Raw genomic sequence first — 14,621 nt, 5'->3', positions numbered from 1 at the left:
ATTTGTGGCAGCGGGGCTTTTCGTGGCGAGGGAGCTTGCTCCCGCTGGGTCGGGCTGGCGCCTCGGGCGTAGCAGCCAAAAGCTTGGGACCGCTGCGCGGTCCAGCGGGAGCAAGCTCCCTCGCCACAAAAGCGCTGCGCAAGAAAAGCCGGGGACCGCTCATCCCCTCCCCCGCCCCGCAGTTGAAAAACCCCACGCCACCCCCATATGTGTTCCATCCGGGCATTTTCGCCCCGCTGCGTGGAGACTCTTCCCTTGACCACCATCGTTTCAGTCCGCCGTCACGGCAAAGTCGTCATGGGCGGCGACGGCCAGGTTTCATTGGGCAACACCGTGATGAAAGGCAACGCGAAGAAAGTCCGCCGCCTGTATCACGGCCAGGTCATCGCCGGTTTCGCCGGGGCCACCGCCGACGCCTTCACCCTGTTCGAGCGTTTCGAAGGGCAACTTGAAAAACACCAGGGTCACCTCGTCCGCGCAGCCGTCGAGCTGGCCAAGGAGTGGCGCACCGACCGTTCCCTGAGCCGCCTCGAAGCCATGCTTGCGGTGGCCAACAAGGATGCTTCCTTGATCATTACCGGCAACGGCGACGTGGTTGAACCGGAAGACGGCCTGATCGCCATGGGTTCCGGTGGCGCCTACGCCCAGGCTGCCGCCAGCGCCCTGCTGAAAAAGACCGACCTGTCGGCTCGCGAGATCGTCGAGACTGCCCTGGGCATCGCCGGCGACATCTGTGTCTTCACCAACCACACCCAGACCATTGAGGAGCAGGACCTCGCGGAGTAAGCCCTTCCAGGCCCAGACTCCCGCTTGAGGACCGCCAATTATTATGTCCATGACTCCCCGCGAAATCGTCCACGAACTCAATCGCCACATCATCGGCCAGGACGATGCCAAGCGCGCCGTCGCCATCGCCTTGCGTAACCGCTGGCGCCGGATGCAACTGCCGGAAGAACTGCGCGTCGAAGTGACCCCCAAGAACATCCTGATGATCGGCCCGACCGGTGTCGGCAAGACCGAGATCGCCCGGCGCCTGGCCAAGCTCGCCAACGCGCCATTCATCAAGGTCGAAGCCACCAAGTTCACCGAAGTCGGCTACGTGGGCCGCGACGTCGAGTCGATCATTCGTGACCTGGCCGATGCGGCGATAAAGTTGCTGCGCGAACAGGAAATCACCAAGGTTCGCCATCGCGCCGAAGACGCCGCTGAAGAGCGCATTCTCGATGCCCTGCTGCCACCGGCGCGCATGGGCTTCAACGCCGACGCCGCCACGACCCAGGACTCCAACACCCGCCAGCTGTTCCGCAAACGCCTGCGCGAAGGCCAGCTGGACGACAAGGAGATCGAGATCGAAGTGGCCGAAATGGCCGGTGTCGACATTTCCGCGCCGCCAGGCATGGAAGAAATGACCAATCAGTTGCAGAGCCTGTTCGCCAACATGGGCAAGGGCAAGAAGAAAAACCGCAAGCTCAAGGTCAAGGAAGCGCTGAAGCTGGTGCGCGATGAAGAGGCCAGTCGCCTGGTCAACGAAGAGGAACTGAAGGCCAAGGCCCTGGAAGCGGTCGAGCAGCACGGCATCGTGTTCATCGACGAAATCGACAAGGTCGCCAAGCGCGGCAATGTCGGCGGCGCCGACGTTTCCCGCGAAGGCGTGCAACGCGACCTGCTGCCGTTGATCGAAGGCTGCACGGTGAATACCAAGCTGGGCATGGTCAAGACCGACCACATCCTGTTCATTGCCTCCGGTGCGTTCCACCTGAGCAAGCCGAGCGACCTGGTGCCTGAGCTGCAAGGCCGCTTGCCGATCCGGGTCGAACTCAAGGCGCTGTCGCCGGAAGACTTCGAGCGCATCCTGAGCGAGCCCCATGCGTCGCTGACCGAACAATACTGCGCGCTGCTCAAGACCGAAGGCCTGAACATCGAGTTCGCGCCGGAAGGCATCAAGCGCCTGGCGCAGATCGCCTGGCAGGTCAACGAGAAGACCGAGAACATCGGTGCCCGGCGCCTGCACACGCTGCTCGAACGCTTGCTTGAGGAAGTCTCGTTCAGCGCCGGCGACCTGGCCAGCGCCCACAACGAAGCGCCGATCATCATCGACGCCGAATACGTCAACAGCCACCTCGGCGAGCTGGCGCAGAACGAAGACCTGTCGCGGTATATCCTGTAGGCCACACGATAGGTGAGCGAGCCCTTGTGGCGAGGGAGCTTGCTCCCGCTGGGCTACGAAGTAGCCCCAGGAACCGGAAGCCGCCGTTCATCCAGGGGGATCGCAGCGGGCTCTTGGGAGGGCTTCGCCCTCCAGCGGGAGCAAGCTCCCTCGCCACATGGCGTTCACCCAAGGCTTCAAGAGAGCGACGACTCATGACCAAACTCCCCACCGCCATCAACCTGCACAAAGCCTCCAAGACCCTGACGCTCAAATACGCGCCGGACGAGGAGTATCACCTGCCTGCGGAATTCCTGCGGGTGCACTCGCCTTCCGCCGAGGTCCAGGGCCACGGCAAACCCATCCTGCAATACGGCAAGCTCGGCGTCGGCCTGACCAAGGTCGAACCGGCCGGCCAATACGCACTGAAACTGACCTTCGACGATGGCCATGACAGCGGATTGTTCACCTGGGACTATCTGTACCAGCTGGCGGTGCGCCAGGAAGACCTGTGGAACGATTATCTCGCCGAACTCAAGGCGGCCGGAAAAACCCGCGACCCGAATGCGTCCGTCGTCAAGCTGATGCTCTAGCTCAAGGGCTGGCGCATTAGGGCGAATTTTCTAGACTCATCTGCTTGAATGCCTGCGCGGCAACGTCAATGACTGGCCTGCTTGCGAAAAAAATTAAACTCGGGTAACCAATGGAGCTGGCAAGTTCCCTGCAAAGGAACCGGCGAGTTCCTGGCACACGTTTCCTCATTGCCCTCGATGCGGAATTAATGGTCACCCCGAGCAGCGTACCTGGTATTGGCCTTGCGCTTCTGGCACGGTCCCTGGTACTCGTCTGAAGGACAATGGAGCGTCGTAGATGAGCAACAAGAACAACGATGAGTTGAAGTACCAAGCTTCGGAAAACACCCTGGGCTTGAATCCCGTCGTCGGCTTGCGCAGGAAAGACCTGCTGGCCTCTGCCCGGATGGTGCTGACCCAGACCATCAAACAACCGCTGCACAGCGTCAAGCACGTCGCCCATTTCGGCGCTGAACTGAGGAAAGTCCTGTTCGGCAAATCCGAGTTGCAGCCCGCCAGTGATGACCGTCGTTTCAACGACCCGGCGTGGAGCCAGAACCCGCTCTACAGACGTTATCTGCAAACCTATCTGGCGTGGCGCAAGGAGCTGCACGCCTGGATCGACGACAGCCGCCTCTCGCCCCAGGACATCAGCCGTGGGCACTTCGTTATCAACTTGATGACCGAAGCCATGGCCCCGACCAACTCGGCGGCCAACCCGGCGGCGGTGAAGCGCTTCTTCGAAACCGGCGGCAAGAGCCTGCTCGATGGCCTGTCCCACCTGGCCAAGGACCTGGTGCACAACGGCGGGATGCCGAGCCAGGTCGACATGGGTGCGTTCGAAGTCGGCAAGAGCCTGGGCGTGACCGAAGGCGCGGTAGTCTTTCGCAATGACGTGCTGGAGCTGATCCAGTACCGCCCCATCACCGAGCAGGTCCATGAGCGACCATTGCTGGTGGTGCCGCCGCAAATCAACAAGTTCTACGTATTCGACCTGAGCCCGGACAAGAGCCTGGCGCGCTTCTGCCTGCGCAGCAACGTGCAGACCTTCATCATCAGCTGGCGCAACCCCACCAAGGCGCAGCGCGAGTGGGGCCTGTCGACCTACATCGAAGCGCTCAAGGAAGCGGTGGATGTGGTCACGGCCATCACCGGCAGCAAGGACGTGAACATGCTGGGCGCCTGCTCGGGCGGCATCACCTGCACCGCGCTGCTCGGCCATTACGCCGCGCTGGGGGAGAAAAAGGTCAATGCCCTGACCCTGCTGGTGAGTGTGTTGGACACCACCCTGGACACCGACGTGGCGCTGTTCGTCGACGAGCAGACCCTGGAAACGGCCAAGCGCCATTCCTACCAGGCCGGCGTGCTGGAAGGCCGCGACATGGCCAAGGTGTTCGCCTGGATGCGGCCCAATGACCTGATCTGGAACTACTGGGTGAACAATTACCTGCTGGGCAACGAGCCGCCGGTGTTCGACATCCTGTTCTGGAACAACGACACCACGCGACTCCCGGCGGCGTTCCATGGCGACCTCATCGAGATGTTCAAGAACAACCCGCTGATCCGTCCCAACGCACTGGAAGTGTGCGGCACGCCGATCGACCTCAAGCAGGTCAGCGCCGATATCTTTTCCCTGGCCGGCACCAACGACCACATCACTCCGTGGAAGTCCTGCTACAAATCGGCGCAGCTGTTCGGCGGCAAGGTTGAATTCGTGCTGTCGAGCAGCGGTCACATCCAGAGCATTCTCAACCCGCCGGGCAATCCCAAGTCACGCTACATGACCAGTGAAGACATGCCGGCCAAGGCCGAGGACTGGATGGAAAACTCCACCAAGCACACCGACTCCTGGTGGCTGCACTGGCAAGCCTGGCAGGCCGAGCGCTCGGGCAAGCTGAAGAAGGCCCCGACCGTGCTGGGCAACAAGACGTATGTGGCTGGGGAAGCGGCGCCGGGCACTTATGTGCATGAGCGGTAAAGAACTGCAACTCGTCCGCTGCGGGGGTGAGCTTGCTCACGAATAGATTCCCGCAGCCGACATGGACATGTAAGGCCCACAGCGCTGGTGAACACAGACTCAGGTTCACAGCAGATCCAATGTGGGAGCGAGCCTGCTCGCGATTGCGGTGTGTCAGCACACATTGATGTTCGGATGTACCGCAGTCATCGCGAGCAGGCTCGCTCCCACAGGAGATCGGGGAAAAATGAAAGACCGCGACCCAACCCACAGGGCTTGAAGCATGCCGCAACCGTACATTTTCCGTACCGTCGATCTGGATGGCCAGACCTTGCGCACCGCGGTACGTCCCGGCAAGCCTCACTTGACGCCGTTGCTGATTTTCAACGGCATCGGCGCCAACCTGGAGCTGGTCTTCCCGTTCATCGAGGCCCTGGACCCGGACCTGGAAGTGATCGCCTTCGATGTGCCCGGGGTCGGCGGTTCGTCGACGCCGAGCCGGCCGTATCGTTTTCCGGGCCTGGCCAAGCTTACCGCGCGGATGCTCGATTACCTCGACTATGGGCAGGTCAACGTGATCGGTGTGTCCTGGGGCGGCGCCCTGGCCCAGCAGTTCGCCCATGATTATCCGGAGCGCTGCAAGAAGCTGGTGCTCGCCGCCACGGCCGCCGGCGCGGTGATGGTGCCGGGCAAGCCGAAGGTGCTGTGGATGATGGCCAGTCCTCGACGCTACGTGCAGCCGTCCCATGTGATGCGCATCGCGCCGCTGATCTACGGCGGCTCGTTCCGCCGCGACCCAAGCCTGGCGGCTCGTCACGCGGCCAAGGTACGTTCGGCGGGCAAGCTCGGTTATTACTGGCAACTGTTCGCGGGCCTCGGCTGGACCAGCATCCATTGGCTGCACAAGATCCACCAGCCGACCTTGATCCTGGCCGGGGATGACGACCCGCTGATCCCCCTGATCAACATGCGCATGCTGGCCTGGCGCATCCCCAATTCGCAGTTGCACATCATCGATGACGGCCACCTGTTCCTGATCACCCGGGCCGAGGCTGTGGCGCCGATCATCATGAAATTCCTCGAGGAAGAACGGCAGCGCGCGGTCATGCACCCGCATCCCGCGCCGCTGGGTGGCGGCTGACACCGCCCATTTGCGCCTGGCAGGACGCCGGATCGCGCAACTACCCGAAACAGCGACTATGTTGTCTGGTTCGGTGTGTTTGTTTTCAGCCTGATGATGAAGGAGTTGACTCATGCGCGACAAACCGGCGAAGGGTTCCATGCCCGCCCCTGCCAGCTTCATCAACGCACAGAGTGCGGTCACCGGCCTGCGCGGCAGGGACCTGCTGTCGACCCTGCGCAACGTTGCCGCCCATGGCCTGCGCAACCCGGTCCACAGTGCCCGACATGCGTTGAGGCTCGGCGGCCAGCTTGGGCGCGTGCTGCTGGGGGAAACCCTGCACCCGACCAACCCCGACGACAAACGCTTCGCCGACCCCACCTGGCAGCTCAACCCGTTCTACCGCCGCAGCCTGCAGGCCTACCTGAGCTGGCAGAAGGAAGTCCGCCAGTGGGTCGATGAGGGCGGCATGAGCCCGGATGATCAGGCCCGTGCGCATTTTGCCTTCTCCCTGCTCAACGATGCGGTAGCGCCGTCCAATACCCTGCTCAATCCGCTGGCGATCAAGGAGCTGTTCAATTCCGGAGGCAGCAGCCTGATTCGCGGGATCAGCCATCTGGTCGACGACCTGCTGCACAACGACGGCTTGCCCCGGCAAGTCACGCCACACGCCTTTGAAGTCGGCAAGACCCTGGCGAGTACGCCCGGCGCAGTGGTGTTTCGCAACGAGCTGCTGGAACTGATCCAGTACAAGCCGATGAGCGAAAAGCAATACGCCACGCCGCTGCTGATCGTGCCGCCGCAGATCAACAAGTTCTACATCTTCGACCTGAGCCCTTCCAACAGCTTCGTCCAGTACGCTCTGAAAAACGGCTTGCAGGTGTTCATCGTCAGTTGGCGCAACCCGGACGTGCGCCATCGGGAATGGGGCCTGTCCAGTTATGTCGAGGCGACGGAAGAGGCCATGAACGTCTGCCGGGCGATCACCGGCGCCCGCGAAGTCAACCTGATGGGCGCCTGCGCCGGCGGCATGACCATCGCCGCCCTGCAGGGCCATCTGCAAGCCAAGCGCCAACTGCGCCGGGTGGCCAGCGCCACCTACCTGGTGAGCTTGCTGGACAGCGAGATCGAGAGCCCGGCCACGCTGTTCATCGACGAACAGACCCTCGAAGCCGCCAAGCGCCGCTCCTATCAGAAAGGCATTCTCGATGGCCGCGACATGGCTCGGGTCTTCGCCTGGATGCGGCCCAACGACTTGATCTGGACCTACTTCGTCAACAACTACCTGCTGGGCAAGGAGCCGCCGGCGTTCGATATTCTGTACTGGAACAACGACTGCACGCGGCTTCCGGCGGCCTATCACGGCGACCTGCTGGATTTTTTCAAGCACAACCCGCTGACACGGCCGGGCGCCCTGGAGGTGTGCGGCACGCCTATCGACTTGCAGAAAGTCACCGTGGACAGCTTCAGCGTGGCCGGCATCAACGACCACATCACTCCGTGGGACGCGGTGTACCGCTCGACGTTGCTGCTGGGCGGCGAACGACGTTTCGTGCTGTCCAACAGCGGACACGTCCAGAGCATCCTCAACCCGCCAGGCAACCCCAAGGCCAACTACATTGAAAATCCGAAGCTGAGCAGCGACCCGCGCGCTTGGTACTACGACGCCAAACACATCGAGGGCAGTTGGTGGACCCAATGGCTGGGCTGGATCCAGGAGCGCTCCGGTGCCCAGCACGAAACGCAGATGACGCTGGGCAACGCGAAATACCCGCCCCTGGAAGCGGCACCCGGGAATTACGTACGGGTACGCTGAACGCCTCGTCCCACGGTCGCACTGCGGGCCGTGGAAAGACTCCACCGACCAAGAAGACCGGATGAAAACCCGCGACCGAATCCTCGAGTGTGCCCTGCAATTATTCAACGAGAAGGGCGAGCCGAATGTTTCCACCCTCGAAGTCGCCAACGAGATGGGCATCAGCCCCGGCAACCTCTACTACCACTTCCATGGCAAGGAACCGCTGATACTCGGATTGTTCGAGCGATTCCAGGCCGAGCTCGCACCGCTGCTGGATCCGCCCGCCGACGCGCAACTGGCGCCGGAGGACTACTGGTTGTTCCTGCATTTGATCGTCGAGCGCCTGGCCCAATACCGGTTCCTGTTCCAGGACCTGTCGAACCTGGCGGGGCGCCTGCCGAAACTGGCCAAGGGTATCCGCCAGCTGCTCAACGCGTTGAAACGGACCCTGGCCTCTTTGCTGGCGCAGCTCAAGGCCCAGGGCCTGCTGGTGAGCGACACCCAGGCACTCGGGCAACTGGTGGAGCAGATCACCCTGACGTTGCTGTTTTCGCTGGATTATCAGCGGATCCTTGATCGCGAGGGCGAGGTTCGCCTGGTGGTCTATCAGATCATGATGCTGGTGGCGCCGCACTTGCCGCCGGCGATCAAGGTCGCGACCGAGCAGATGGCGTTGCGGTATCTGGAGGAGCACGAATAACGGCCGGCTGCGGCAGACCCAATGTGGGAGCGAGCCTGCTCGCGAAAGCGCTGGGTCAATCAATTCAAATGTGACTGAGAAAATGCATTCGCGAGCAGGCTCGCTCCCACAGGTTGAATCCAGGATGCATAAAAAAACGCCCGACCTTCACAGGCCGGGCGTTTTTGCATGTCCCGGAAAATCAGGACTGGCTGGTAGGCGTCGACGGAACCGACGCTGGAGTCGGAGTAGCTACCGGGGTTGGAGCCGAGGCAGAGTTTGCCGTGCTCGTCGGGGTGGCCGGTTTGGCGGCCGCGGCCGGCGCCTTGGGTGCGGCTGCTTTTGGCGCGGCCGGTTTTTTCACTGCGGGCTTTTTCGCCGCGGCCGGTTTTGCTGCGGCTTTTGCCGCTGGCTTGGCCGCCGGCTTGGCCGCAGCTGGTTTAGCCGCGGCCGTCTTGGCAGCTGGCTTGGCGGCAGGTTTGGCTGCAGTTTTTGCCGCGACGGGTTTGGCCGCCGCCTTGGCTGCAGGCTTGGCCGCTGCGGTTTTGGCTACTGGCTTGGCCACTGCTTTGGCCGCAGGCTTGGCGACGGTTTTTGCCGCCGCCTTGACCAGTGGCTTGGCTGCCGTCTTCGCTGCAGGCTTGGCCGCCGCCGTCCTGGTTGCAGCAGGCTTGGTCGCGACCGGCGTGACCTTGGCCCCGGTGAGTTTTTCGATCTGCCTGGTCAGGGTGTCGACCTTGCTGTGCAGTTCCTTGACTTCATTGCGGCTCGGCACGCCCAAGCGGGAAATTGCACTGTTCAGACGCTTGTCGAAAGCCCCTTCCAGCTCATCCCACTTGCCCAGTGCACGATCCTTCACGCCGCCCATGCGCGACTTGGTGGACTCGGCAGAATCCTTGGCGGCATCGACTTGTTTGCCGACCGCCGTCTTGGTGAGTTTTTCGGCCTTCTCGCCGTCCTTGACCAGGGACTCGAAGAGTTTGCTGCCGTCAGTGTCGATCTTCGAGTACACGCCTAAACCAGCAAGCCAGATTTTGCGGGAGTACTTTTCAATCTTCCCGGCCCACGAGCTGCCTTCTTTTTCGGTGATTTTCTTGCCAGCCATCCCGTTCTCCTTAATGTTTACGCGCGACACGTTCGAGCAATGCCGTCAGCTCATCGAGCTTAGCAGAGAGTGTCTCAACGTCATGTTTAGACGGAATGCCGATACGATTCAAGGCACTTGCAACACGCGCGTCGAATACCTTCTCTACTTTGTCGAGTTGAACTTCAACGCGGGCCTTGAAAGTGTTGACGTCGGTCTTGGCTTCGATCAGTTCGCTGTTCGCCGCTTCAAGTTTCCCAGCAATGTTCTTTTTGCCTTTGGTTTCAACAACTTCACCGGCCTTGACCAGCTCCTTGAAGTAGTCGCCGCCCTCCTGACCGACCTTGATATAGGCGCCCAGGCCCGCCAGCCAGATCTTGCGCGCGTACGTTTTCACGTCGCCCAGCGTGGAAGAATCAACGTCGGTTTTTTTCTTCAGAATAACTTTGGCCATGGTGCACCTCACTCGAAGACAGGTTTGAGCAACTGCCCGCACAGGGTCGGGCTCAGGCACAAAGTAGTGAGAATAATTAGAAAGGGCACCCTAACAACTGACATGAAACCCGGGACGATGATTTCCCCTGTGGGAGCGAGCCTGCTCGCGAAAGCGGTGTGTCATTCAACATCAATGTTGTTGATCCATCGCATTCGCGAGCAGGCTCGCTCCCACAGTTGATAGATAGGCGGTGGACTTCAGTCCTCTGCACTTCAATCAAGCCAACGCCTTGTCCAGCGCCTTTTCGATTTCCGTCTTGATTGTCCCGCTCATGGCCGACATCAACATGCCCAGCTCCACTTCGACGCGGATCGAATCCTCGCCCACATGCACTTCACCCTTGACCCCGGAACGCTTGAGCTTCAGCGTGTCGCCCTCCCACCTGGGCTCCAGGCCGTAGCTGTCGGACAGTTTCTGGGCCAGCTTGTCGGCCTTTTCGCGGGCCGCTTCCTTGCCCAGGTCATGGGCACGCTCAACAGTAATACGGGCCATCTGTTAACTCCTGCTTGATCGAGACTTGCCTGAACGTTTGCGACCCTGCCTGCGTCAAAACGTCCGGGCGGTGGCTCATCTTACCTGCAGCCTTGCCAAGACAAAGCCCTCCACCGGGATTAGAATGTCCCGCATTCTTTTTTGGTGACCGCGATATGACTGATCAGCGCAAAGGCAGCGATGCCGAACCCACCACACACTTCGGCTTCAAGAACGTGCCGGAAAGCCAGAAAGCGGAGAAAGTCGCCGAGGTTTTCCACTCGGTGGCCGCCAAGTACGACTTGATGAACGACCTGCTCTCGGGCGGCATGCATCGCCTCTGGAAGCGTTTCGCGATCGAGTTGTCGGGCGTGCGCAGCGGCAACCGCGTGCTGGACATTGCCGGCGGCACGGGTGACCTGACTAAAAAGTTCTCCCACATCGTCGGCCCCACCGGCCATGTGGTGCTCGCCGACATCAACGAATCCATGCTCAAGGTCGGCCGTGACCGCCTGCTCGACCTGGGCGTGGCCGGCAACGTCGAGTTCGTCCAGGCCGACGCCGAGAAGCTGCCGTTCCCCGACAACCATTTCGACTGCGTGACCATCGCCTTCGGCCTGCGCAACGTCACCCACAAGGAAGACGCCCTGCGCTCGATGTTGCGCGTGCTCAAGCCCGGTGGTCGGCTGTTGGTACTGGAGTTTTCCAAGCCGACCAACGCGCTGATGTCCAAGGCTTATGACGCTTACTCGTTCGCCTTCATGCCGTTGATGGGCAAGCTGATCACCAACGACGCGGAAAGTTATCGTTACCTGGCCGAATCGATCCGCATGCACCCCGACCAGGAAACGCTGAAGTCGATGATGGTCGAAGCCGGTTTCGATCGGGTCACCTACCACAACATGACGTCCGGCATCGTCGCCCTGCACCGCGGTATCAAGCCCTGATGCTGCTCACCGGGCTGCTCGCCAGTGTCGAACTCGGTATCAACCGGGTCCTGCGCCTGGACAGCACGGCGCCGATGCGCCTGGCACACTTGAGCGGCAAGGTGATTGCCGTCGACTGCCGCAGCCCGGCGTTGCAGCTGTTCATCCTGCCCAGCGACGAAGGCCTGATGCTCGCCGCCCACTGGGAGGCCGAGGCCGACTGCACGCTGCGCGCCCCGGCATCGAGCCTGCTCGAGTTGGCGCTGAGCAAGAACAAGACGGCGGTGCTGCACAGCCCCGACGTCGAGCTCGACGGCGACAGCGGCGTGCTGCTGGAACTGGCGGCGATTCTCCAGGACCTGGAACTGGACTGGGAATACGAAGTGTCCCGCTGGATCGGTCCGGTCGCCACCCAATTGCTCAGTGGCCATCTGCGCAGCCGCTCCCGCTGGTACCGCCAGGGCTTCGCCAGCCTGGGACAGAATCTGAGTGAATACCTGGCCGAGGAATCGCGTACGCTCGTAGGCCAACGCGAAGCCCAGGCCCGTTTTGCCGAACTGGACCAGATCAAGCTCGATCTGGAACGACTCGAGGCGCGTTTCGAGCGCCTTTCCCGATCCCTTGAACCCAAGCGATAACGCATGAAGCTGCTTGCCGTCCGCCGTCTGTTGCGCATCCAGCGCGTCGTGATCCGCTACCGCCTCGATGACCTGCTGTTCGCCCTGCCGCTGCCCTGGTTTCTCCTGGCACTGCGCTTTGTGCTGCCGTGGCGCTGGTTCCCCCGTCGAACCCTGGACTTGAGCCGCGGCGCACGCCTGCGCCTGGCCTTGCAGGACCTGGGGCCGATCTTCATCAAGTTCGGGCAGATCCTCTCGACCCGTCGCGACCTGCTCCCCGAAGACATCGCCGACGAACTGATGCTGCTGCAGGATCGCGTGCCGCCCTTCGACTCGAAACTGTCGGTAGCGCTGATCGAGGCGCAGTTGAGCAAGAAGATCAGCGAAGTCTTCAGCCGTTTCGACGTCGAGCCGCTGGCTTCGGCGTCGGTCGCCCAAGTCCACGCCGCCCAGCTCAAGACGGGTGAAGAAGTGGTGGTCAAGGTGATCCGCCCGGGCCTCAAGCCGATCATTGCCCAGGACCTGGCCTGGCTGTTCATCCTTGCCCGCGCCGCCGAGCGGGTGTCAGCCGATGCACGCCTGCTGCACCCGGTGGATGTGGTCCAGGACTATGAAAAAACCATCTTCGATGAGCTCGACCTGCTGCGCGAGGCCGCCAACGCCAGCCAGCTGCGGCGCAATTTCGAGGGCTCGCCACTGCTGTACGTGCCGCAAGTCTATTGGGACTGGTGCCGGCCGAAAGTCCTGGTGATGGAGCGCATCTACGGGATCCAGGTGACCGACCTGGCAACCCTCGCCGACCAGCGCACCGACATGAAACTGCTTGCCGAGCGCGGCGTGGAGATTTTCTTCACCCAGGTGTTTCGCGACAGTTTCTTCCACGCCGACATGCACCCGGGCAACATCTTCGTCAGCACCGTGCAACCGTGGAGCCCGCAGTACATCGCCATCGATTGCGGCATCGTCGGCAGCCTCACCCCCGAGGACCAGGATTACCTGGCGCGCAACCTGTTCGCCTTCTTCAAGCGTGACTACCGCCGCGTCGCGCAGTTGCACATCGATTCGGGCTGGGTGCCGGCCGAGACCAAGCTCAACGAATTCGAAGCGGCGATCCGCACCGTGTGCGAACCGATCTTCGAAAAACCGTTAAAAGATATTTCATTCGGCCAGGTGCTGATGCGCCTGTTCCAGACTGCGCGCCGCTTCAACATGGAGGTCCAGCCGCAGTTGGTGTTGCTGCAAAAAACCCTGTTGAACATCGAAGGCCTCGGCCGCCAGCTGTACCCGGACCTGGATTTGTGGAACACCGCCCAGCCCTTCCTTGAACGCTGGATGCGCGAACGCGTCAGCCCGAAGACCTTGCTGGGCAACGTCCAGAGCCAGTTCGAGCAGATTCCGCACCTGGCCAACATGACCCGCGATCTGCTCGAACGCATGTCCCAGCCCCATGCCCATGATCCTGCTCCACCCTGGAAACAGCGGCGCGACGATTGGTTCCTGCGCCTGCTTGGCGCGGCCCACCTGGGTGGCGGCGCCGTGCTGGCCGCCGGTGGCCCGTTGAGCGAACTGGGCCATTGGCCCGCCGGGATCATGGTGGCCGTCGGTTTGTATCTGGTCGTTCGTCGATAGCCAGCACCGGTTCACGCTGGCACACTGTTTCAACGCTGGGCCCGCCGACTGGAAGTGCGCGGCCCATGGTCGGAGTCGAAGATGAAAAACTGGCAGGACGAGATCAAATGGGACGCCGACGGCCTGGTGCCGGCGATCGCCCAGGATCACAAGACCGGACGTGTGCTGATGATGGCCTGGATGAACCGCGAGGCGCTGGCCCTGACCGCCGCCGAGAATCGCGCCATCTATTGGTCACGTTCCCGTGGCAAGCTGTGGCGCAAGGGTGAAGAGTCCGGGCACGTGCAACACCTGCACGAGATGCGCCTGGACTGCGACGGCGACGTCATTATCCTGATGGTCGAACAGGTCGGTGAAATCGCCTGCCATACCGGCCGTCAAAGCTGCTTCTACCGTGTCTTCGAGAACGGCGACTGGAAAACCGTCGACCCGGTACTCAAGGACCCGCACGCCATCTATTCAGGACACAACCATGAGTGACACCCTGACCCGCCTGGCCCAGGTGCTGGAAGAGCGCAAGGGCGCCGCGGCCGACAGCTCCTATGTCGCCAGCCTGTACCACAAGGGTTTGAACAAGATTCTGGAAAAGGTCGGCGAAGAGTCGGTCGAAACCATCATTGCCGCCAAGGACGCCGCCATCAGCGGCGACTGCAGCGACGTGATCTACGAGACCGCCGACCTGTGGTTCCACAGCCTCGTCATGCTCGCCCAACTGGGGCAGCATCCGCAGGCCGTACTGGATGAACTGGACCGTCGCTTCGGTCTGTCCGGGCACGTCGAGAAAGCCTCGCGCCCGTCCGCCTGATCAACTTTTGAGAGGAATAGCCACATGGGTATTTTTGACTGGAAACACTGGGTCGTCATTCTGGTGGTCGTGGTGCTGGTGTTCGGCACCAAGAAACTGAAAAACCTCGGCACCGATGTCGGTGAGTCGATCAAGGGCTTTCGCAAGGCCATGAACGATGACGAAAAACCGGCCGACCCACAGGCCACTCCGTCGCAACCGGTACAACCGGCCCAACCGGTACACCCACAGGCCACGCAGCCGGTGAATGCGCCGAACACCATCGACGTGCAGGCCCAGAAAGTCGAAGAGCCAATCCGCAAAGACTCGTGAGCACTGACT

15 protein-coding genes and 1 pseudogene are annotated in these 14,621 nt (G+C 61.7%); 13 read left to right on the top strand and 3 right to left on the bottom strand.

Annotated elements, in window-relative coordinates; translation table 11 throughout:
* Positions 1 to 255 precede the first annotated feature (255 nt).
* The 7 genes from hslV (at position 256) to M1E16_RS01890 (ending at position 8,293) form a co-directional block, all read left to right on the top strand.
* Entirely contained in the window at positions 256 to 786 is a 531-nt protein-coding gene (gene hslV, locus M1E16_RS01920; protein ID WP_003186641.1) for an ATP-dependent protease subunit HslV, read from the top strand.
* Positions 787 to 829: 43 nt separating this feature from the next.
* Positions 830 to 2,167, top strand: coding sequence for an ATP-dependent protease ATPase subunit HslU (gene hslU, locus M1E16_RS01915; RefSeq protein WP_458129060.1), 1,338 nt, complete (start codon positions 830 to 832; stop codon positions 2,165 to 2,167).
* A 194-nt stretch (positions 2,168 to 2,361) separates the two neighbouring features.
* The gene (locus M1E16_RS01910) at positions 2,362 to 2,739 is read left to right on the top strand and encodes a gamma-butyrobetaine hydroxylase-like domain-containing protein (protein ID WP_458129059.1); all 378 of its coding nucleotides are present in this window, start codon (positions 2,362 to 2,364) and stop codon (positions 2,737 to 2,739) included.
* Positions 2,740 to 3,016: 277 nt separating this feature from the next.
* The gene (gene phaC / locus M1E16_RS01905; protein ID WP_458129058.1) at positions 3,017 to 4,696 is read left to right on the top strand and encodes a class II poly(R)-hydroxyalkanoic acid synthase; all 1,680 of its coding nucleotides are present in this window, start codon (positions 3,017 to 3,019) and stop codon (positions 4,694 to 4,696) included.
* 262 nt (positions 4,697 to 4,958) lie between these two features.
* Positions 4,959 to 5,816: a poly(3-hydroxyalkanoate) depolymerase gene (phaZ, locus tag M1E16_RS01900; protein ID WP_039592414.1), complete on the top strand. Its 858-nt coding sequence runs from the start codon at positions 4,959 to 4,961 to the stop codon at positions 5,814 to 5,816.
* A 112-nt stretch (positions 5,817 to 5,928) separates the two neighbouring features.
* The gene (gene phaC, locus M1E16_RS01895; protein WP_458129057.1) at positions 5,929 to 7,611 is read left to right on the top strand and encodes a class II poly(R)-hydroxyalkanoic acid synthase; all 1,683 of its coding nucleotides are present in this window, start codon (positions 5,929 to 5,931) and stop codon (positions 7,609 to 7,611) included.
* A 61-nt stretch (positions 7,612 to 7,672) separates the two neighbouring features.
* Positions 7,673 to 8,293 carry a TetR/AcrR family transcriptional regulator gene (locus M1E16_RS01890; protein ID WP_458129056.1) on the top strand — a complete coding sequence of 207 codons (621 nt, stop codon included), beginning with the start codon at positions 7,673 to 7,675 and terminating at the stop codon, positions 8,291 to 8,293.
* 181 nt (positions 8,294 to 8,474) lie between these two features.
* Here M1E16_RS01890 and M1E16_RS01885 read toward each other — a convergent pair whose 3' ends face one another.
* The 3 genes from M1E16_RS01885 to M1E16_RS01875 all read right to left on the bottom strand — a co-directional run bounded on the left by M1E16_RS01885 (position 8,475) and on the right by M1E16_RS01875 (position 10,344).
* Positions 8,475 to 9,377, bottom strand: coding sequence for a phasin family protein (locus M1E16_RS01885; RefSeq protein WP_458129055.1), 903 nt, complete (start codon positions 9,375 to 9,377; stop codon positions 8,475 to 8,477).
* A 10-nt stretch (positions 9,378 to 9,387) separates the two neighbouring features.
* The gene (locus tag M1E16_RS01880; RefSeq protein WP_434699316.1) at positions 9,388 to 9,810 is read right to left on the bottom strand and encodes a phasin family protein; all 423 of its coding nucleotides are present in this window, start codon (positions 9,808 to 9,810) and stop codon (positions 9,388 to 9,390) included.
* 258 nt (positions 9,811 to 10,068) lie between these two features.
* Entirely contained in the window at positions 10,069 to 10,344 is a 276-nt protein-coding gene (locus M1E16_RS01875) for a polyhydroxyalkanoic acid system family protein (RefSeq protein ID WP_458129054.1), read from the bottom strand.
* A 155-nt stretch (positions 10,345 to 10,499) separates the two neighbouring features.
* Here M1E16_RS01875 and ubiE point away from each other — a divergent pair, with 155 nt between their 5' ends.
* The 6 genes and pseudogenes from ubiE to M1E16_RS01845 all read left to right on the top strand — a co-directional run bounded on the left by ubiE (position 10,500) and on the right by M1E16_RS01845 (position 14,612).
* Complete coding sequence (gene ubiE, locus M1E16_RS01870; RefSeq protein WP_024779926.1) at positions 10,500 to 11,270, top strand: bifunctional demethylmenaquinone methyltransferase/2-methoxy-6-polyprenyl-1,4-benzoquinol methylase UbiE; 771 nt, start codon at positions 10,500 to 10,502, stop codon at positions 11,268 to 11,270.
* Positions 11,270 to 11,894 (top strand): annotated as a pseudogene (locus M1E16_RS01865) (ubiquinone biosynthesis accessory factor UbiJ). Before ubiE ends, M1E16_RS01865 begins: the two are co-directional and overlap by 1 nt.
* Positions 11,891 to 13,495, top strand: coding sequence for a ubiquinone biosynthesis regulatory protein kinase UbiB (gene ubiB / locus M1E16_RS01860; protein WP_458129053.1), 1,605 nt, complete (start codon positions 11,891 to 11,893; stop codon positions 13,493 to 13,495). Before M1E16_RS01865 ends, ubiB begins: the two are co-directional and overlap by 4 nt.
* A gap of 81 nt (positions 13,496 to 13,576) precedes the next feature.
* The gene (hisI, locus tag M1E16_RS01855) at positions 13,577 to 13,975 is read left to right on the top strand and encodes a phosphoribosyl-AMP cyclohydrolase (protein WP_305497371.1); all 399 of its coding nucleotides are present in this window, start codon (positions 13,577 to 13,579) and stop codon (positions 13,973 to 13,975) included.
* Positions 13,968 to 14,300 (top strand): phosphoribosyl-ATP diphosphatase, encoded by a 333-nt coding sequence (locus M1E16_RS01850; protein ID WP_003186671.1) that lies wholly within the window; start codon positions 13,968 to 13,970, stop codon positions 14,298 to 14,300. Before hisI ends, M1E16_RS01850 begins: the two co-directional genes overlap by 8 nt.
* A 24-nt stretch (positions 14,301 to 14,324) precedes the next feature.
* Positions 14,325 to 14,612 (top strand): twin-arginine translocase TatA/TatE family subunit, encoded by a 288-nt coding sequence (locus M1E16_RS01845; protein WP_458129052.1) that lies wholly within the window; start codon positions 14,325 to 14,327, stop codon positions 14,610 to 14,612.
* Positions 14,613 to 14,621 lie beyond the last annotated feature (9 nt).

This window comes from Pseudomonas sp. Z2-11 (genome assembly GCF_054161305.1).
Note: the sequence above shows the minus strand (reverse complement) of the source record. Positions and strands in the feature narration are given on the sequence as shown.